Genomic DNA, 21,183 nt, shown 5'->3' with positions numbered 1-21,183 from the left:
CTAGGCCCTTTAAACTGGAATTCCCCGGGTTCATTCTCCCCAACAGGATTATTGTTCGCGTCAACCAAACGCATCTCAACCGTTGGCAGGGGTAAGCCCACATGCCCAGGTCGTCGTTCCTCTCGATAGGAATTGGATAATCCCATTCCAATTTCCGTCATCCCATAGCGTTCCAATAAGGTTTGGTGGGTAATGGTTCGCCACTTTTCCAGAATAGATACGGGTAGGGCCGCCGAACCCGAAACCATCAATCGAAGTTTTGAAGCTGCATTTGAAAGCAGTTTTTGTTCTTTGGATGAAACCGATTCCCAAAAGGAAATCAATTTATAGTAAATGGTGGGCACGGCCATAAAAAGGGTCAAGCGACCAGATTTTATAATCTCCCATACCTTGCTGGCATCGAATTTGGGCAAGAATTCACAACAGGCCCCGCTCCATAGGGCACAACTCATCACATTGATAATACCGTGTACATGATGGAGGGGTAAAATATTCAGAATATAGTCGTCTTGTTGCCATTCCCAGGCATTGACCAAGGTTCTGATCTGGGCTTCAATATTCGCATGGGTGGTTACTACACCCTTAGGTCTACTTGTGGTGCCACTGGTATAAAGTATCATGGCCCGTCGGCCTAAATCAACTTCTGGCAATTCGGAATGGTTTTCTTTAAGAAAGGTTTCCAAGGGGAGTACTGAAATTCCGATAGTGGCTTCCAATGATTTTAAAAATTCAACATAGTCTTTATGCGCTATGACAATATCCGCTTGCGTGTCCTCCAAAACATATTGAATAGAAGGCAATGGGTGTAGTTCGCAAAGCGGGACCGCGATTCCCCCAGCAGCCCAAATACCCCATTGAACCGCTGTGTATTCGAATGAGGGGGGCACCAAAAATGCGATCCGGGCCTCATTAAGGTCATTTTTGCCCTGTAATAGACGAGCAGTAACATATTTGGAAGCGGTAAGAAGTTGTTCGTATGTATAGTAATTTCCGTTTGAGACCAAGGCTGTCCTGCCCTTAAAGTGTTTCGCTCTATCAAGTATGGTAATCATGACTTTAATTTTGAGGATTACAGTTCAACGGTTTTCCCTGTTCTAAAAGATTCATCCGCCGCCAAAACAATTCTAAGGCTATTCACGGCATCTCGAAGGTGATGGTCCATATCAAGATCTTGTTGAATTGCCTTTAGAAAATACTCTTGCTCCAAGAGACATAGGCCGTCGTGACCGGGTTCATCGGCCGTACTGATCCATTCATCCGCTTTCAAAAACCTACCTAAGGGGTCCAAAGCACCGTGGTGCAACCTTAATCCTCCTGTTTTTGTATGCCCCTCAATATCCTGTGATTCACCCTTGGGTTCATCCGAAATCGAAACCGAACCTTTTGGCCCAATAACATCCTTGATAAACACAGCAGTTTCGCTTATCATTGGCCCCCAGCCGGCTTCATACCAGCCTACGGATCCATCTTTGAATCGAACCTGTAACTGTCCATAGTTGTACATTTCCGCATCTATTTCGCTTGTTAACTTAGCGCCAATGGCGCTCACACTAATGGGAATCGATTGTGTCATGAGACACATGATATCCACATAATGTACCCCACAATCCACAATCGGCGACATGGATCGCATCAATTGTTTATGTGTCTGCCAATGGTCTCCATAGCTTTGTTGGTTCAGGTTCATACGCATAACCAAAGGTTTGCCAAGCGTACGGGCAATATCAATAAATTTGGTCCAGGTAGGGTGCACCCTAAGAATATACCCCACTAGCATTATTCTATTCTTACTTTTGGCCAATGCCACTAGGTCCTCCGCTTCTTCAACGGTTAAGGCCAAAGGTTTTTCGACAAAAACATGGGCATTGGCGCGTAAGGCGGCCCGTATATATTCCGCGTGGGTGTCGGGATAGGTATTAATGGAAACAGCATCGGGTTTGGTATGTTTCAAGGCTGATACATTGGAGCTAAACGTTGGATAACCCCCCAAGGCTTTGGATAACTTTTCCCGGCTTTCCGGCTTTCGGCTTACGAGTCCAACGATTTCAAAACCATCCATTTGATGATAGGCCCTGGCATGGGAGGCGCCCATATTTCCACAGCCGATGACAAGTATCTTTAGTTTTTCCATTTGAATTTATTTTAAGGCAAAGGTCACGACGCGATTCCCTTTTTCGGTGCCCAACTTCTCCCCTCCACAAGCGATGGAGATGTATTGTTTACCGTTGACTTCGTACATGGCCGGGGTGGCGAATGCCGCGGCTGGTAGTTTGTATTCCCACAACAACTTACTGGTATATTTATCGAACACCCGGAAATAACCATCTTTTGTGGCCCCAATAAAGAGCAATCCGTTCTCGGTGACGATGGGACCTCCATAATTCTCTGTACCTGTCCCTTTACCCTCTGCGCCCAATTCCGGGGTGTCTCCCAAGGGAATGGACCAAATATACTTACCGGTATTTAAATTGATGGCATGCAGCGTTCCCCAAGGGGGTGAAATGCCCGGAAGGCCTTTATTATCGAGAAATTTGTTGTATCCGGCATGTTTGTACGGTAGGGGGTATTGGTTCGATTTCTCAGATTCAACTTCCATTTTATCATTTTCATCAAACAGATAATCTATTAGCGCTTTCTTTTCCCTATCGGGAATTTGGGGAAAACCGATCATCATTCCTTTTCCTGTAACGATTTGCACGGCCACCTCTTCCTTGGTTTTTCTGGATTTGATATCAATGAGGGAGGGAAAACCACTGGCCGCCATTCCAGAACGGTCTACTTTATGGCAAATAACACAATTATTGAGGTAAACTTGTTCTCCTAAAGAGGTCACTTTACCGTTTTGAATCACCGTATCCATTTGCATGACCCAGGCCATTTCATTGGAATTCACATAAATAATGCCCTCTTCCGGGTCTGCTGCGGTACCACCCCATTCAGCCGCCCCGTCATATCCAGGTAATAGTAAGACGGGGCTCAAGTTTGGGGGTGCATAAATGCGTTTGTCAGCCTTGATAAGTAGTTCTTTCAACGCCTCCCTGTTTTCGGCAAACGGACTGATATCATCAGCTGTTAATTCATTCGATTGTCTTGCAAATGGCTTTGGTGCTATAGGGAAAGGCTGTGTAGGCCATGCTTCCTCTCCTTTCAATGTAGAAGAGGGAACCGTTTTTTCGGCTATATCGAATAGGGGTTCCCCTGTTCTTCGGTCAAAAACATATACATAACCCTGTTTGGTCACCTGGGCCACTGCGGGAATCTTTTTGTCCTTTCGTTCAACCAATAAAAGATTTGGGGGTGCGGGGGGATCCCTATCCCAGATATCGTGATGGGTAAACTGAAAATGCCAGATACGCTCCCCAGTATTCGCATCCAAGGCCAACAAACAATCGGAAAACAAATTACTACCCTTACGCATTCCGCCATAAAAATCGGGGGCGGCTGAGCCTGTGGGAATATAAATAATCCCCAACTCCTTATCGACGGCCATTCCTGCCCAATTATTCGCAGCACCTACAAATTCGTTTTGATCTTTCCAGGTTTCGTATCCCTCTTCAGTTGGATAGGGAATGGTATGGAAAACCCATTCCACAGCCCCTGTAATTACGTTGAACGCCATGATATCCCCTCGGGCAGCATCGATATCCTCTGAAATACGAAGGGGCATAACAATCAAATCCTTATAAATGGTTCCTGGCGTATTCGAGATAACGAACTTGTCTTTATCTTCTTCAGGCAGCCCAGATCGAAGGTCTATTTTCCCTTGAATGCCAAAAGAAGGTATGGGTTTGCCCGTCAAGGCGTCCAAAGCGTATAAATCGGAACCCCTTGTGAATAAAATACGTTTATCATTTCCATTTTCCCAATAAGAAACCCCACGACTTGTAGAATGCCAGACTTGCAACGAATCTCCAAACCGCCATATTTCTTCCCCTGTTGCAGCATGTACGGCAAAGGCCCGTAAGGCAGCGGTTACGCCGTATAGCAAGGTGTCAACTACGATAGGGTTCATTTGCATTTGCCCCCAATCCGGGGCCTCATAAGACCAAACCACTTGTAGGTCCTTTACGTTTTCCTTAGTGATTTGTGAAAGTGTGGAATAATGGCTGCGACCCTCATCCCCTAAATAAGTAGACCAACTGGTATAGGACGGTTTCTTTGGAGTTGTTTTGTCACAACTGACAAAGGAAATGTATAGAAAACAAACCGCAATCAATTTGCTTGTGGTTTTGGTGCATTGCATTTTCTGTAGCGGGATTGGTTGCCTTAAAGTTAGAAAATAATATGATGGCTTTATCGTTGGCTAAAGTATGTTTTTAGCAATCGCATGACAGATGGGTAGTATGATTTACCGAACAAGTTAAGATGTACTAATAAGTAGTACAATTGATAGATATCCTTTCGTTCATTTTCATAGGCTTCACTAGGAATATACTCCCTATAAGCATCATAAAATCGTGATGAGAAACCACCAAAGAGTCTAGTCATGGCCAAATCGACCTCTGCATGTCCAAAATATACCGAAGGGTCTATTAGATAGGGGTCACCTAGGGTGCTTATGAGATAGTTGCCACTCCATAAGTCCCCGTGGAGCAGGTCAGGTCTTACCTTCGGAAAAAAAAGAAGACATCCTTTTAAGAGCGCGTTTTCTGATGGTATTTCCTCCAGTGATAATAGCTTATTTTCATTAGCCATTTTAAGTTGGGGCAATAGGCGTTCAAAAACAAAAAAAGAGGGCCAATCAGAATGATTGTTGTTTGATTGTGGCAAGCTGCCTATAAAATTATCCCGATCCCATCCAAACAAATCCCCACCATCACAAGAATGCATTTTGGCCAATTGATGTCCAAAGGCATCCATGTCCTTTTCGTTCGGACTTTTGGATTCAATGAATTCCATCAATAAAAAAGAACGGCCCTCATATTTTCCACAACCCAGTATTTGTGGTACTCTGATGGTATTCGTCTGCTGGATGCATTCCAAACCAGCTTTTTCAGAATGGAACATATCCAAAGCGATAGCACTATCGTTAACCTTACAAAAGAAACGTTCGGTAGGCGTATATATACAAAAAGTTGTTGAAATATCCCCACCCGATACAGGTTCGATCTTCTTGATCGGACAATCCAAAACTTGACTAATATGTGTTTTAAAGCTCGAAGACAGCATTGATTCTAGCAATATGGTATCCCTTGGTCAACACCTAATTGAAATCCTCACGTTGTGGGTTCAGGAGGGGATTGGTGTGGTACATGGACCGAAATTTTATTTTTTTATCCAAATCCATATAAAAATATGAAAATGTTCGCCCATAAATTCATTTAAACGGCAACAGATTAAAACTTATGGTAACTTACGGTGTCAATCCAAAAAAGCATGCATTATGAGGTCTAAACTTAAGGTAATGTTGTATTTGTGCATAACCGCACTGATGTTCGAATGCGGTAGCGCAAAGAAAACGACCCAAAATGAAGGATGGGAAACCATGTTCAATGGCCGGAATTTGGATAATTGGACCACCAAAATACATCACTACAAAGTAGGGGATAACTACGGGGATACCTTTCGCGTGGAAGATAATATAATCAAGGTACGCTATGATCACTATGAGGATGGGTTTAACGAACGTTTTGGGCATTTGTATTATAATCGTCCATATTCTTATTTTGATTTAACCTTGGAATACAGGTTCGTAGGTGAATTACACCCCGGCGCACCCAGTTATACGCTTAAGAATAGCGGTGTTATGTTTCATTCACAAGACCCTAACAGCATGCTTGTAGATCAAAATTGGCCAATTTCTGTAGAAATGCAGTTTTTAGCTGGCGTTGAAAAAGGAACGCAAAGGCCCACAGGTAATATGTGTTCCCCGGGAACCGATGTGGTTTACAAGGGAATAATCGACCCGAACCACTGTATAAATTCCTCTTCAGAAACCTATTTTGGGAAACAGTGGGTAAAAGCAGAGCTTATTGTTTTGGGGGATTCGTTGATCACCCACCTAATTAACGGCAAAAACGTCCTTCAATATACCAAACCACAAATGGGGGGTGGGGTGGTCAATGGGTATGACCCCAAAATCTGGGAGGAAGGAAAATTATTGGACCAAGGCTATATCGCATTACAGAGTGAAGGCCAACCCATAGATTTTAGAAATATAAAAATCCGGAACTTAAAAGGATGTATGGATCCCAAGGCTAATAATTATGCAAAGCACTATATAAAATCAGATCCGGGAAGTTGTATCTATAACTAAAGCATATGCTATTTCAAAATCCCCATGTATTTAGTGTCATTGGCCAATAGTTCTTTTGCAGCCAGAATGGCTTCGTCATGGGTTAGATAATACTCAAAAAGCCCTTCCCTATAAAAGTACCTTTTAATGATTTCGTCCTCCAACTTTTTCTTGATTTCGTTGTGGTACTTATCCAAGGCAATGATCTTACTTTTCTCAATTTCATCCATTAGGGATTTATAGTTCGCTTGTACGGAAGGCCCCAAAACATCGTCATTTTCACCCGACATGGCTTCTTTTAGGGCCTTTTCGGTTTTTGTCTCATAGGCAAAATCACTTTGGGCAACGAAGGATTTGAATGCGTTGAAATCAGCATCTGAAAATATAAAATCACGTAAATTTTCCAAGGAATTTTCATAATGGTAATTTGTGGCGTAATCAAAAATCACATTGTTTTCTTCCAAGGCTTTCAACAAGGTATTGGTACTTAATTCATCTATCAAAATATCGGGTAATACCCCTCCGCCATCCTGTACCTTACGGCCATTTCTTGTTTTAAACTCGTTGAATTGGGTCTGGCGCACCGCATTTCCATTATCATCCCTATTCCAATAGTCTAGGGATTGAATACATCTCCCCGATGAAGTATAGTATCGGCTTATGGTCACTTTCAATTGGGTGCCGTAAGTAAGTTTTAAAGGCCGTTGAACCAGTCCTTTCCCAAAACTTCGGGCGCCCATTATAACGGCGCGATCCAAATCCTGTAAACTCCCAGAGACTATCTCACTTGCAGAGGCACTATTGCCATTGACCAAGACCACTAGGGGGATTTCTGTATCTACCGGCTTGTGTTTGGTCCAATATTCTGAGTTGAATTTCTTTACTTTCGATTTTGTGGTGACGATCAATTCACCTTTGGGAACAAATAAATTGGTCACATCGATGGCTTCAGACAATAACCCTCCTGGGTTTCCGCGCAGATCCAAAATTAATTTTTCAGCCCCCTTGCCCTTTAGGTCAAGAAGTGCCGCCTTGGTTTGTGCCGTTGCCTTTGCATTGAATTTCGCCAAAACGATGAACCCCGTTTTGTCATCTATCATATGATGGAAGGGCACGGCATCAACTTCTATGGCTTCGCGCTTTATGGTAGTCGTAAATGTCTTGCCTTGTCTTTTGTACGTTAAACCAATTTCAGAATTGTTGGCACCTTTTAGAAGTTCACTGGCATTGTCGTCAAAATCGGCCACGTTTATAGTTCCGATCTTAATTATCTCATCACCGGCCTTTAAACCGGCTTTGTCAGCAGGGTAATCCTTATAAGGCTCAATGACCAACAAGCGGTCATTATACGAACGTACCAAGGCCCCAATGCCCGAATACTCTCCCGCATTATTCATTTTATACGCCTCCACATCCTGTTCGTTCAAGAATTTGGTATAGGGATCCAAATCATTCAACATATTCTTGATCGCGGTGTCCATCAATTCGGCCGGATTGGTCTCATCTACATAATTCATGTTGAGTTCCTTAAAAAGGGTAGTGAATATCTCTATCTGCTTGGCTATTTCAAAAAAATCACTTTTAAAACCACTACCAACGAGTAACAAGGTAATCGCCAATATTGGGATCAACACCTTTTTTTTAATCAACTTTTGCATTATCGATTTTTTTTAAAAATTTTTGAAGAATTGCCTTTATACCCTTATCTATCTCATGGAAACTTGGCATTTCCTTACCAAGGTATAAAATTAGAAACGCAAAGTTACCTTCGCTATTGTTAAAAACATGATGTTTGTTAAGTCGGTAAGCTTCGCGAAGCAATCTTTTTATGCGGTTTCTTTGAACGGCACTTTTGAAGTTCTTTTTGGGTACAGCCACACTGGCTTTGATCCTTGAATCCATTGGTGCCTCTATAGGTAAATAGAGCAGTTTCAAGGGGAAAACCGTGAGGTGTTTCCCTTCGTTAAAAAGCCGTTCTATCAATTTCTTGCTTTTGAGCTTTTCTTTTTTAGGAAATGAGAAGTTGAGTTTTTCTACGCTACATGTTTTTATGAAATTGTTCCGAACAAGAACGATTTCTGATTTTAAATATCCAAAAAGACCGTATTTATTTTATACTGTAAAAGTAAAGAAAATTCGTTGCATGGGTTTTATGACAATTGTCATTTGTTCACGGAACAAAAAGGTTCTATCTTGTATGGATTAAAATCTATTTTACAATACCTTGCGCAAACAAATACAATTGAAATGGGAGAATTGAATGTTGAAAAATTAATTGGCAATCCTAACAAAGGATTATACTTAAAGCAGTTAATGGCCGATATAAAGGCATTGGAGATGATGCTTGAGCAGAACATGTTCGAGAAAGACATTTTGAGGGTAGGGGTTGAGCAAGAATTTTGTTTGGTGAACAAAGAATGGGAGCCGGTCAGTAATGCGGATAAGATATTGGCAAAATTGGACAGTAGGTATTTCACCTCTGAACTTGCATTATATAATCTAGAGATCAACTTGGAGCCCTTGGAGTTTAAAGGGGAGTGCTTTTCCGAACTGCACAAGAATTTAAACGCACTTTTGGACCAGGTTCAAGAGGTCGCCAACGAATTTGACACTAAACTTGTGCTTACGGGCATATTACCCACTATAGAAACAAGGCATCTGGACCTCTCTTATATGACGCCCCTAAAGCGTTATAAGGTTTTGAATGAAGCCATCACAGAGATTCGGAAAAACGATATTGAACTCCATATAAAAGGGGTTGATGAGTTGAACTTAAAGCATGATTCCATTCTTTACGAAGGTTGTAACACCAGTTTTCAATCACATTTGCAGATAGACCCGGATAATTTCGCTGACACGTACAACTGGGCTCAAGCTATTGCCGGACCGGTTTTGTCCATTTGTACCAATTCCCCAATATTAATGGGACGTGAACTTTGGGAGGAATCCCGTATTGCCCTTTTTGCGCAAAGTATAGATACCAGGGCGAGCACTTTTATCCTGAATGAAAGGGAATCCAGGGTAGGTTTTGGCAATGAATGGGCGCAAGGAAACGTAATTGATTTCTTTAAGGATTCGGTAATTCGATTCAGAAGCTTGGTCACCTCTGATTTCAAGACCGATAGTATTATGGAATTGGAAAGAGGGAATATTCCGAAATTAAAAGCTTTGAAACTGCATAATGGCACCGTTTATAAATGGAATAGGTTGTGTTATGGAACTTCAAATGGTAAACCGCATTTGCGCTTGGAAAATAGATATTTACCTGCTGGGCCGTCAACGGCAGATGAGATTGCCAACATGATGTTCTGGGTAGGGGTAATGAAAGGAAGGCCCAAGGAGTTCGATAATATCCATACCAAAATGGATTTCAAGGATGCAAAAAGCAACTTCTTCAATGCGGCCAGATATGGAATGGCAGCGCAGTTTTATTGGGGCGATTCCTTAATCTCAAGTCATGATCTTATTTTGGATCACTTACTTCCAATGGCCTATAGGGGGTTGTACAGTATGAATGTCGCTCCTAAAGATGCGGAACATTATTTAAGGATCATTAAACGGCGCGTACGATCGGCCAATGGATCAAGATGGATGGTTGAAGGATTTCGAAAATTGCAGAAAGACTTTAAAATTTCGGACGCATTGAAAATATTGACCGCAACCATTTATGAGCGGCAGCAAAAAGGCTACACGATAGACGCTTGGCAACTGCCAAGAGGGGATGAGTTTAAAATTCCGAAGTCGGACAGGAAAGTGGGTGAGCGTATGAACATCAGAACCATAACCGCCCAGGAAAATGATAGTTTAGAGCTGGTATTGCGCATGATGCAATGGAAGAACATACATCATGTTCCAATTCTTGATAACCACATGGATTTAGTGGGACTTCTAACTTGGACCGATGTTGGTAAGTATTTGGACAGGACTGAAGACCATGGGGAAAATATAAAAAATATTATGCAGCGGGAATTGGTAACCGTTACCGCGAGCACACCCTTGGAGGAAGCCCAGAAGCTGATGCAGAATCGTAAGATCAATTGCTTACCCGTTGTCAAGGAAAAAAAGCTTGTTGGTATTATCACCTCCAATGATTTTTAACAGATGATCGAAGCCCCGAATCCTAAAATAGACGTAAAGACCAAACGTTTCATTGGTCATATTCGAGGCAAACATCCCGGACCTACCTTGATTTTTTTCGGAGGAATCCATGGGAACGAAAAATCTGGCGTAACGGCACTCGAAAATGTCTTTAAAGAACTGGAGAATAATGCTTTTACCTATCATGGCAGTATTTATGGATTAAAAGGCAATCTACCTGCCTTGTTAAAAGGCAAAAGATTTCTCGAGAAAGATTTAAATCGAATATGGACGAAGTCCAATATCAATGGCCTCAAAGAAGGAAAAAATAGGGACTTGTTGATTGAAGAAAAGGAATTACTTGAGATCCATGGCCTTATTCAGGATATATTGGAACTTGAAAAAGGCCCCTTTTACTTTATCGATTACCACACCACTTCAAGCAAGACCCTGCCTTTTATTACCATCAATGATGCACTGATCAACAGAAGGTTCTCAAAACTCTTCCCAGTACCCATTATTTTGGGAATCGAGGAGTATTTAGAAGGGCCATTGTTAAGCTACATTAACGAAAGGGGTTACGTTTCCTTAGGATTTGAGTCAGGTCAGCATACCGAAGAAATGGCTATCAAGAACAGTATTGCCTTTACTTGGTTGGCCATGGTCTTTAGTGGGTTTTTGCACAAGGGCGATATCAAGGACTTTCAGAAGTATTACGGCCAACTTCAAAAATCAGCTGAAAACAATTCCAATTTTTATGAAATAGTGTATCGCCATCCGATTGATGACATTGATGGTTTCAAAATGATGGAAGGGTTTCGAAGTTTTGAGGAAGTCATTCAAGGAACCCCATTGGCCATTGAAAAGGATGAATTTATTCTCGCAGAGAAAGACGCCATAATTTTTATGCCCTTGTATCAGGAACAGGGGGAGGAAGGTTTTTTCCTGATACGAAAATTACCGATCTGGGTACTTGCGCTCTCGGCTTTTTTGAGAAGAACAAAGTTTGGTTCCCTACTTCAAGTCTTGCCCGGTGTTTCTTGGGCGAACAAAGAAAAAGAATTGCTTCTGGTGAACACCAAGATCGCCCAATTTTTCACAAAACCGTTCTTTCACCTTTTAGGGTATAGAAATCGCGTATTGGACAAGACCTATTTTATCATGAACAATAGAGAACTCACAGCCAGAAACGAAATGTACCGAAAAACCTGGTGGTACAGGATTACCATCTGGATGTCATCCTAATTTAAAGCTAAACTTTCCTTTATTCCGAGGGTTGCCAAAAATTATTTTCAAGAGCAATATCTGCCATCAATTGCGAAGGATCTATCATGATCGCCCGTATGGCATCCAGGGGTTTGTCAACTATAAAACCGAAGGTGGGATATGCCCATGGCCAATCGGGTAGTACGGTTCTCTTTATCTCTTGATACGGATTGGCTTTCTCACCACGCATCATGCGCAAAGGCGCATAAAAAGTTTCGCGGCTACCATCGTTATAAACCACTAAGATATCCAAGGGCATGGGCATTGACCCAATCCTCTCCATGGTAACCTTTGTTTTTGTTCCATCGGCCGCGACTTCCTTTAGGCCATAATCTATGGTATTCGTTGTTTGCGTCCAATCCGTTAAATACCAGTCCAGTTCCATACCCGATACCTTTTCGGCCGTTCTTTTAAAATCATTTGGCGTCGGATGCTTGAATTTGAAATCGTTATAGTATTTTCTTAAGGTCTGCATTAATTTATCCTGTCCGATGATATATCCCAATTGGGCAAGGAATACCCCGCCTTTACTGTAAGCCGAGAGGCTATAGGCAAAACTGTTGTCATAACGATCGGCATGGGTAGTTTGCGGCTGTTCTTTCCCTGAAAGCGCTAATCTACGATAGCCATTATAACTATTTTCAAAGGGGTTTTCTTTGTTTTGTTCCATAATCTCGTTCATGCATAAGGTAGCGATGAACGTTGTAAAGCCTTCATCCATCCACTCATGTTTGGATTCATTGGTGGCCAATACCTGTTGAAACCACGAGTGTGCCAATTCATGTGTCATAACACCGACCAAACTACCAAATTTTCGACCCCCTGTAATCAAGGTACCCATGGCATATTCCATTCCCCCATCACCCCCATGGATTACGGAATATTGTTCATAGGGATATTTCCCGATATTATTGCTGAAGAATTCCATGGCCTCAGCTGTTTTGGGCTGTAGTTTCTTCCAGTTTTCAATAATTTCAGGGTCGTTTTTATAAAAGAAATGTAGTACGGGACCATTCTCCATTTTTAAGGTGTCATGAATGAAATCGGGATCTGCGGCCCACATAAAATCGTGCACCATTGGGGCTTTAAAATGCCAGGTAAGTGTCTTTCCTTTGGGTTTCTTGACTTTGGTTCCCTGAGTTTCATATCCATGTCCGATTTCTTGGGGATTCTGCAGGTATCCCGTTCCGCCCACGACGTACTCCTTATCCAAGGTCAGTTTTACGTCAAAATCGCCCCATACGCCATGAAATTCCCTCGAAATGTATGGATCGGCATGCCACCCTTCAAAATCATATTCAGCCATTTTAGGATACCACTGGCTCATAGAGAGCACTATCCCCTCCTCATTGTTACGTCCCGAACGACGGATCTGTAAAGGAACCTGTCCCTTAAAATCCATTTTAAAAATGGTTTTGCCTCCCGAAGGAATCGGTTGGGCCAAATCAACGACCAAAATAGTGCCCTCCTCATTAAACGTGACATTTTCACCATCCTGGGTTAGGGAGGCGACATGTAAATAACCTATTTCATCAGGCATTAAAGCAGCTATTCTACTTTTGCCTTCCTTCATCATCCTACCATCGGGATCTTCGATATTCTCGATTCGAACATCCATTTCGCTGCCTGGTTGAAAGGCATTGGAGTATAAGTGAAAATATACACGGGATAATTCATCGGGCGAATTGTTGGTGTATATCAATTTTTGTGTTCCTGTATATCGGTAATTTTCTACATCCATATCAACTTCCATCGTATAGGCCACATGTTGTTGCCAATATCCGTTGGAAATCTGTGCTTTTGCGATTATACCATAGCCCAATAGGGCTATCAAGAGCGCTGTTTTTTGTATTTGCATAAAATGGTACCTTTTATTTTCCACGGGCCATGGTTCTGGCCATGAGCAATGCGTTATAGGCATTCACAATTTTACCTGACTTACTTATTTTGTCCAATGTGCTGCTTGTGGAAGCATCCCCACCCAATATAACGGCGGTCTTCGTACCAAGCCCTGATTCAAGTATGATCTTCTTCACTTGGGGAGCACTTAAACTTGGATACTGTGACCGAACCAATGCCGCAACACCCGCTACCGCTGGTGAAGCCATTGAAGTCCCCGGCATGAATTCATATTCATTATGTGGTACAGTTGAGTAAATATCTGTACCTGGCGCAAAAATATCGACATTTATTGCCCCATAGTTCGAATATGAGGCTAGCATTTCAGAACCATATTTAGGGTCTAAAGCTCCAACGGTTATTACATTGTCGGCAAATTCCGGGCCATTGTTTATTTGGTCATTTGGAAAATTCGGATTTTTGGGATCATCCAAATCAACACCATCATTACCTGCAGCATGCACAATCAATACGTCTTTTGAGGCTGCATATTTTATGGCATCATACACCCAATCGGCATTAGGGGAAAATGATTTGCCAAAGCTGCAATTAATGATTTTCGCACCATTATCAACGGCATACCTTATACCCAAGGCAATATCCTTATCATACTCATCGCCATTCGGAACGGCACGAATGCTCATTATTTCGACATTATTGGCAACCCCGTTTGCTCCGAGGCCATTATTCCGTTCTGCGGCAATAATACCCGCAACATGGGTACCATGGCTTTCATCTTCAACCCTATTCTGGGGATTACCGTTGCCATATTTTGTGTCCATAAGGTCATAAGGATCGTCACCGACCACTTTTCTTCCATCAAAATCAACGTTGAGGTTGTAATTCAATTGTTCTGTAAAATGCTTTAAACCATTTTCCAAGTCTTCCATTAATTCAGGGATGCTATCTGCATAGGAGTACATTTGTGTTAAAACAGCAACATTTCTTTGCATTTCTTCGGTATTGGCTTTAATACCGGAAAGGTCTTTTTTGGTATACTCTGTTTTTTCCAAATACTTTTTTACGGCAGCATCCGCATTTTTCACGGCCTGTAATATTTGTTCATAATTTTGTTTATTGGCAAGGGCTTCTCGATATTCCTTGTCCAATTCGGCTTTGGCCCTGGCCTGTAAACTGGGATCACCGGTTTTTAACCTAATGATCCTCGCATATTCCAATTGCTCATTATAGGATTCACCCAACAAGTTGTATCCATGAATATCATCGATATACCCATTATTGTCATCATCGATATTATTGCCGGGTTTTTCTTTTCTATTCGTCCATAAAACATCATCCAAATCTTCATGATCAAGGTCAATTCCAGAATCAAGGACAGCGACAATGACCTTGGTCCCCTTCTTGTTGCCAATAATATCGGTATAGGCCTTATCAACGCTCATGCCCGGAATGGTGTCAGTAAGTAAGTCTGCATGTCCCCATGACTTTTTTTGGCTTTCGGTCAAATCGCTAACCTTTAGCGGCATAGAGTCGATGTTTTCAACCGGTGTGGAAACAATAGTGGTCGCCCCACAACCCATTAGGATGCTCGCGGCAAAAAACCCTATGAAGGGCCTGTAAAATTTCTGTGTCATTTATTAAAACTTTGTTATTGTCTTTGTATTGAGTTTGATATGTTAGGAGATGTAGCAGAACACCTTGCTGTAATCATGGGATAAACGAACAAAATTGACTTATTATTTCAATTGAATACCTCATCAAAGGTGTGTATTTCGTTTAAGCGCACCCCTTTAACTGTATCTTTAAGGGTACAGATTTGATTGTGAGCATCATGTTCCAAGAAAAGGTAATAGTCTTTCGCAACGGCCTCATTCATAAACACCTGTTTCTCTTCCATACTCAATAGTGGCCGTGTATCATAACCCATGACATAAGGGACGGGAATATGTCCCGCAGTAGGCACCAGATCAGCGGCAAAAACCAAGGTCTTTCCCTTATATCGGATGTGGGGTAGCATTTGCTTATCCGTATGTCCATCAACAAATAATATGCCAAAACCCAATTCAGATTCTTCGAGAAAGGTGCTTTCACCTCGGGCAATGAATCGTAACTGTCCACTCTCTTTCATGGGCCTTAGATTCTCATCTAAGAAAGAGGCTTTTTCCCTTAAATTTGGTTCAATGGCCCATTGCCAATGGTCTTTATTGGTCCAAAAATTGGCGTTTTTGAATGCAGGTTCATACCCGGTCCGGTCTTTATTCCATTGTACACTTCCGCCACAATGATCAAAATGAAGATGCGTCATAAAAACATCGGTGATGTCATCGCGATGAAAACCGTATTTCGCCAAGGATCCATCTAGGGTATGGTCGCCCCATTGATAGTAATACCCAAAAAATTTATTGGATTGCTTGTTTCCCATGCCGGTATCGATGAGAATCAATTTTCCGCCATCTTCGACCAATAGGCTTCTTGCGGCCATATCAATCATATTATTATTGTCTGCGGGATTGGTGGAATTCCAGATTGATTTGGGAACAACGCCGAACATTGCCCCGCCGTCTAATTTAAAATTACCGGTTTCTATAGGATATAAATTCATTCTAATAATAAAGGGACCGCAAATTAAGAAAAGCGCAGGGTATATTTATATCACAAGCTGTTTTATAACTGGTTTTTAACAAAATTACAGTTGTTCTTGGGGTATTTGCACCAATCCACAGAGTTGCTGTCCAAAATATAGCATCGCTTTGATTTCCTGTACACTTAAAAGTCTTTCTTTCTTAAGGATAAGTAAGGTAGTCCCACTTGACTCAATATGGTAATAGGGGTGACTTTCCAAAAACAAGATCAATTCATCGGTAAACAAAGAATGAATAGCCTTGTTGTTCTCACCACTAAGAAAAAAGCGCTTGTTAAAGTCAGGATGGTTATCAATGGTAATATCCTTGAATCCCTCTAACCCATATTTAAAATCCAGGAGCCCTTCTTTGTCCAATGTAAAAAAGGGAATATCAAAATCAAGATTAATGTGCATTACTGTTGTTTTCACAACCTCTTTGGCAATGAAAGCCCCTTCGGTAAATTCAACATCGAACAACATATACCTTTCATTTTCCTCTTTTAATGTGTTATATATATAAGGTATTTCCCTTGTCTTGAAAAACACGAACTTGTTCAAGAAAGCCGTATCGGTATTTTTTTCGGCGGCATAGGACATATGAAAATCATTGGCAGTAGCTTCAAGTAGCGTTTGTCTTTTTGTAAAATAGCGTTCAATGGGCTTTAGCTTATCCAGGGGTATGATTTTGCGTATGGCGAAGGGGTGGTGCGAATCGGCCTCATGTTTATCGAGTCCAATCAGCTCAATATTACCTCCTTTTTTGGCAAATGTCTCCGTATAGCTCTCTAATCCCTCCATGACCGTATGGTCGACGAAGTTACAAAGTGAGAAGTCAAGAATCACATCTTGGTCTTCCGGAACCATATCCAATTTCCTTTTTAACTTATAAAAATTGATGAACGTACAAAAGTATTTGACACTCACATAAAAGTTACCCACATCCTTCTCTTTGTACAAAAGAATGTTGGGCTTTGCCACATGGGACAGGAAGAAGGCGATATTCTTATTGATAATGGCATGTATAATGAAGGTGATTAGAATGCCCGCACTTATTCCCGTAATCAGATTAGTGTATAGGGTAGTCAATAAGGTAGTCAAGAAAATGATGATTTGCTCCTTTCCTATTTTTGCGATTTTATTAATGGTTTTTGGGGTCGCGAGTTTATAGCCCGTATACACTAAAATCGCCGCCAATGCGGCCAGGGGGATTTTTCGAAGTTGGTCTTGAAAAAGCACCACAAAAAGAATTAAAAACAACGCATGGAAAAAATTGGAGGATCTATTGGTAGCGCCGTTGTTCACGTTGACCGAACTTCTAGCAATGACGGTCACTACATTAAGACCACCCAGAAAACCACTCAATGTGGTTGCCAATCCTAGCGCTTTTAAATCCTTGTTTACATTAGAACGCTTACTTTGGGGGTCTAATTTATCGACGGCCTTAATACTCAATAACGATTCGATGCTTGCTATTAGGGTAATAGCTACAACGGCTACAATGAAATCACCATGCATGGCCTTTGAAAAATCGGGAAAGGCCAGATTCTGGATCACATTATCGGGAATACTGAGTAAATGGGATTCGCCTAAAGGATACGGGATGTTCAGGGCTGAAAAAAGATAGCCCAATCCCACGGTCAAAATCAGAATCCACATGGGGGCCGGTACCAAATGGAAATATTCATTCCTGATCTTTGAATAAAAAGCCATGATCAATAAACTCACAAAGCCTATCGCGGCAGCGAATAGGGCTGGGGGGTCAAAAGTTTGGAAGAGGTTGAAAACCCCCTTCGGAATTTCAGCCAAAAGAACTATAATACTTCCGGTTTCATGATTGTGGCCGATCATAATATGAAACTGTTTTGCAATGATTCCCAAGCCTATGGCCGCCAACATACCTTCAATGGCCGATGCCGGAAAAAAATCGGCCATACGCCCCATTTTTAAAAACCCCAACAATACCATCAATACCCCTGAAACCACTATGGCCGCCAATGTAAATAAATACCCTTGGTACATATCACCATTCCCTAATGTGGTAATGGCCCCCATAAGTACAATGACGAGGCCATTTCCAGGGCCGGTTATAGTTACATTGGACCCTCCCAGCACGGAGACAACCACCCCGCCCACCACAGCTGCAATGATACCCGAAATAGGAGGTGCCTCACTGGCCATCGCCAAACCTAACCCTAAAGGAAGGGCAATCAGGGAAACCACAAAACCCGAAAAAATATTCTTGGGTAGTGCCTTAAAAAAAATCTTGGTATGGTTGGTTTTTGGCGACAATGTTTATCTTCTGATTATCAATAGATCGGTTGGTAAATCGGCTAAAATATGTTCTAGATCATGTGGGAATATACGAGAAAGCAATCCAATTTTTGTCGGTGCGTTCATGACCAATAGATCTGCCCGCACCACCTCGGCATAATGGCCGATGGAATACCCTCTTTTGCCGAATATACTTTGGGTCTTGACCTTAACGCTACCGGTCAAGGTACTGGGCAACTCGGCTATTATCTTCCGTACCCGGGATTCTTCACGGTGCTTAAGGCGTTCTTTAACCAGGTTTACCTTTTTTAAGGTGCGATCATCCTGTACGGTTACGTGTAGTTCCTTTTGCCCTATCTCCTCGACAATGGTCAATTGTTGACTTCCCAATGCGTTGGCCATATAAAAGGCATCGGCAATGGCCAAAGGGGTATCAGGTGCATTCAAGCCATTGACCACAACATGCTTACATGGAACCCGCACGGCTGATGGTTTGATCAAAAGGAGCACTGAGCAACTGACCCTTCTTGTTAATTTTCGTGCAATGGACCCCACATAAAACTGGAACATGTTTTCATGTTGTCGGGCCCCGAGAATCAACAGATCTATATGATTCCGAACACAGGTATCAAAAATAATATCGTAGGGTTTGCCCGTTCGCCAAATGATATCTATAGCCAAGTGCTTATGTTCAATTTCAGAGATGATTTCATTTATCTTGGTCAGTTTGTCAACAGTTTTGTCTCCAACATGCAATAAGATCAACTTTGCATTTAAAAAGTGGGCAATTCGTGCCGTTTCCAAAACATTCACCTTGAGCGAGGGAGAATATGCAAAGCCGAATAATATGGTCTTAAAAGGATGAATTTCGGCTGGCATGGGTTTGGTTTGAAAGTCCAAGATAGCACAATATAAATTAAGGAAATTGCGGAGGGTATAAATTGTAGATTAGGTAATAAAACGGTATTTTTCGTTAAAATTTGATTCATGATTGAATTAGCTGGAATCGTAATCCTGGGAATCATTGCGCAATGGGTGGCCTGGCGTTTTAAATTACCTGCCATTTTACCGCTTATATTGATCGGGTTACTTGTAGGGCCCTTTGCCACATTATTTACCGAAGATGGAAGCAAATTGATAGAACCCATTTGGAATGGCCGAAAAGGACTTTTCCCAGGTGAGGGCCTTTATTATTTTGTATCCTTGGCTATCAGTGTTATTCTTTTTGAGGGTGGATTGACCCTAAAACGTTCTGAAATCAGAAATGTGGGGCCTGTAATCACAAAATTGATCACGGTAGGTTCCCTCGTCACATTTTTTGGGGCAGGTTTGTCGGCTCACTATATTTTTGGATTAAGCTGGCAAATATCCTTTTTATTCTCTTCTTTGATAATTGTTACTGGCCCGACTGTGATAACGCCCATCCTAAGGAACATACCCTTAAAGAAGGATGTTTCTGCCGTTTTAAAGTGGGAAGGAATCCTGATCGATCCCATTGGTGCGTTGGTGGCGGTATTGATTTTTGAGTTTATAAGCGTAGGGGAAGATCAGGCCTATACCATGACCGCCTTGATCGAATTTGGAAAAATCCTGCTTTTTGGTTTTACATTCGGATTTACTTTTGCTCATGGCTTGGCCTTTACCATTAAGAAAAACCTTATTCCACATTACTTACTTAACGTTGTATCGCTCTCGGTGGTCTTATTGGTCTTTGTAGAGTCCGATATCTTTGCCCATGAGTCGGGTCTTTTGGCCGTGGTGGTCATGGGTATGGTCCTAGGCAATATGGATTTGCCCAATATAAAAGAGTTGTTGTATTTTAAGGAATCGCTGAGCGTATTGCTCATCTCCATCCTTTTTATCTTGTTGGCCGCCAATATCAATATGGCCGATCTAGCGTTGATCTACAATTGGAACACAGTAATTCTTTTCGCCATAGTGGTCTTTTTGATACGGCCTTTGGCGGTTTTTATAAGTGCAGCGGGGTCAAATCTAAAATTCAATGAAAAGTTGTTTATCGGATGGGTGGGCCCAAGAGGTATCGTGGCTGCCGGTATTGCCTCACTCTTTGGTTCTAAATTGGTGTTGCGGGGCGAGAGCGGGGCGGAATTTATAACCCCCTTGGTTTTTATTATCGTGTTGGGAACGGTTTTGCTCAATGCCACCACGGCACGATTTTTTGCGAAGATTGTAGGGGTGTTCCTTACGAAATCTGAGGGTATCGTTATTATTGGAGCGTCTAAGGTATCGCGCTTAATAGGTCATTATTTAAAACAGAACAATAGACATGTCGTTCTTGTCGATAATAATGATACCAATATCAATAAGGCGAAAAAGATAGGATTGGAAGCTTTTACGGCCAATATTTTTTCCGATTCCCTTACCGATAATATCGAATTGAACGATGTCGGGTATTTAATGGCCCTTACGGGCAACTCGGACATCAACAAATTCGCCATCAAAAAGTTCGAAAAGGAATTTGGTGAAAATGGATCGTTTCGTTTGGTGGATACCGATGAAATGAACGACCCTGAAAACAATCCCAAAGAAGGCTTATTTTCACATACAGATGACTTTATAAAGTTAAGTGAGGCAGCAAGAAAATACCCCGCTATACACGAAATAGCCTTGGACAATCATAAGCATTATATGGATTTGATCGATATTACCAAGACCGATGAGGATATTATCCCAATTTTTTTAAAGACACCCGATGGGGAATTGAAGATCATTTCTTCCTATAGTGATCAGTTCAAGGATATTAAAAAAGGGTATAAGTTGGTCTATCTTGGTAAGATGTTCGACATAGACGAGACCGCCCTAAAAACCGAGGTCGCCGTGAATTGACGCC

Annotated in this window: 15 protein-coding genes; 4 read left to right on the top strand and 11 right to left on the bottom strand. The window is 41.8% G+C overall.

The genetic code is table 11. The annotated features are described in order from the left end of the window. The 4 genes from WBM98_RS18540 to WBM98_RS18525 all read right to left on the bottom strand — a co-directional run. The coding region (locus WBM98_RS18540; RefSeq protein WP_424367501.1) for an AMP-binding protein at positions 1-1,052 on the bottom strand (1,052 nt) is incomplete at its 3' end. Positions 1,053-1,069: 17 nt separating this feature from the next. Continuing rightward, positions 1,070-2,131: a Gfo/Idh/MocA family protein gene (locus WBM98_RS18535; protein WP_424367500.1), complete on the bottom strand. Its 1,062-nt coding sequence runs from the start codon at positions 2,129-2,131 to the stop codon at positions 1,070-1,072. Between the two features lie 6 nt (positions 2,132-2,137). Further along, positions 2,138-4,243 (bottom strand): pyrroloquinoline quinone-dependent dehydrogenase, encoded by a 2,106-nt coding sequence (locus tag WBM98_RS18530; RefSeq protein ID WP_424367499.1) that lies wholly within the window; start codon positions 4,241-4,243, stop codon positions 2,138-2,140. 50 nt (positions 4,244-4,293) lie between these two features. After that, a complete protein-coding gene (locus tag WBM98_RS18525) occupies positions 4,294-5,169 on the bottom strand; it encodes a fructosamine kinase family protein (RefSeq protein ID WP_424367498.1) in 876 nt (291 codons plus the stop codon). Positions 5,170-5,383: 214 nt separating this feature from the next. On the opposite strand from WBM98_RS18525, the gene WBM98_RS18520 reads away from it, so the two are divergent. Further along, positions 5,384-6,256 (top strand): 3-keto-disaccharide hydrolase, encoded by an 873-nt coding sequence (locus tag WBM98_RS18520; RefSeq protein ID WP_424367497.1) that lies wholly within the window; start codon positions 5,384-5,386, stop codon positions 6,254-6,256. Between the two features lie 8 nt (positions 6,257-6,264). Here the strand turns inward: WBM98_RS18520 and WBM98_RS18515 are convergent, their stop codons facing one another. Both WBM98_RS18515 and rnpA read right to left on the bottom strand, forming a co-directional pair. Further along, positions 6,265-7,893, bottom strand: coding sequence for a S41 family peptidase (locus WBM98_RS18515; protein ID WP_424367496.1), 1,629 nt, complete (start codon positions 7,891-7,893; stop codon positions 6,265-6,267). Beyond that, a complete protein-coding gene (rnpA, locus tag WBM98_RS18510; protein WP_424367503.1) occupies positions 7,877-8,287 on the bottom strand; it encodes a ribonuclease P protein component in 411 nt (136 codons plus the stop codon). Before rnpA ends, WBM98_RS18515 begins: the two co-directional genes overlap by 17 nt. Positions 8,288-8,482: 195 nt before the next feature. On the opposite strand from rnpA, the gene WBM98_RS18505 reads away from it, so the two are divergent. Further along, the gene (locus WBM98_RS18505) at positions 8,483-10,333 is read left to right on the top strand and encodes a CBS domain-containing protein (RefSeq protein ID WP_424367495.1); all 1,851 of its coding nucleotides are present in this window, start codon (positions 8,483-8,485) and stop codon (positions 10,331-10,333) included. 3 nt (positions 10,334-10,336) lie between these two features. Next, positions 10,337-11,557 carry a succinylglutamate desuccinylase/aspartoacylase family protein gene (locus WBM98_RS18500; protein WP_424367494.1) on the top strand — a complete coding sequence of 407 codons (1,221 nt, stop codon included), beginning with the start codon at positions 10,337-10,339 and terminating at the stop codon, positions 11,555-11,557. 19 nt (positions 11,558-11,576) lie between these two features. On the opposite strand, the gene WBM98_RS18495 is transcribed toward WBM98_RS18500, so the two are convergent. The 5 genes from WBM98_RS18495 to WBM98_RS18475 form a co-directional block, all read right to left on the bottom strand. Beyond that, the gene (locus WBM98_RS18495; RefSeq protein ID WP_424367493.1) at positions 11,577-13,436 is read right to left on the bottom strand and encodes a M1 family metallopeptidase; all 1,860 of its coding nucleotides are present in this window, start codon (positions 13,434-13,436) and stop codon (positions 11,577-11,579) included. Between the two features lie 13 nt (positions 13,437-13,449). Continuing rightward, positions 13,450-15,072 (bottom strand): S8 family serine peptidase, encoded by a 1,623-nt coding sequence (locus tag WBM98_RS18490; protein ID WP_424367492.1) that lies wholly within the window; start codon positions 15,070-15,072, stop codon positions 13,450-13,452. A gap of 107 nt (positions 15,073-15,179) precedes the next feature. Beyond that, positions 15,180-16,040: an MBL fold metallo-hydrolase gene (locus tag WBM98_RS18485; protein WP_424367491.1), complete on the bottom strand. Its 861-nt coding sequence runs from the start codon at positions 16,038-16,040 to the stop codon at positions 15,180-15,182. A gap of 84 nt (positions 16,041-16,124) precedes the next feature. Continuing rightward, positions 16,125-18,350, bottom strand: coding sequence for a SulP family inorganic anion transporter (locus WBM98_RS18480; RefSeq protein ID WP_424367490.1), 2,226 nt, complete (start codon positions 18,348-18,350; stop codon positions 16,125-16,127). 3 nt (positions 18,351-18,353) lie between these two features. Continuing rightward, positions 18,354-19,211, bottom strand: coding sequence for a universal stress protein (locus WBM98_RS18475; RefSeq protein ID WP_424367489.1), 858 nt, complete (start codon positions 19,209-19,211; stop codon positions 18,354-18,356). 108 nt (positions 19,212-19,319) lie between these two features. On the opposite strand from WBM98_RS18475, the gene WBM98_RS18470 reads away from it, so the two are divergent. Further along, positions 19,320-21,179, top strand: a complete 1,860-nt coding sequence (locus WBM98_RS18470) for a cation:proton antiporter (RefSeq protein WP_424367488.1) — start codon at positions 19,320-19,322, stop codon at positions 21,177-21,179. Positions 21,180-21,183: the final 4 nt, after the last annotated feature.

It is taken from the genome of Maribacter sp., assembly GCF_049667165.1.
In the GTDB taxonomy this organism is placed as follows: Bacteria; Bacteroidota; Bacteroidia; order Flavobacteriales; family Flavobacteriaceae; genus Maribacter_A.
The sequence above is the reverse complement of the archived record's forward strand: the minus strand, read 5'-3'. Positions and strand labels throughout refer to the sequence as shown.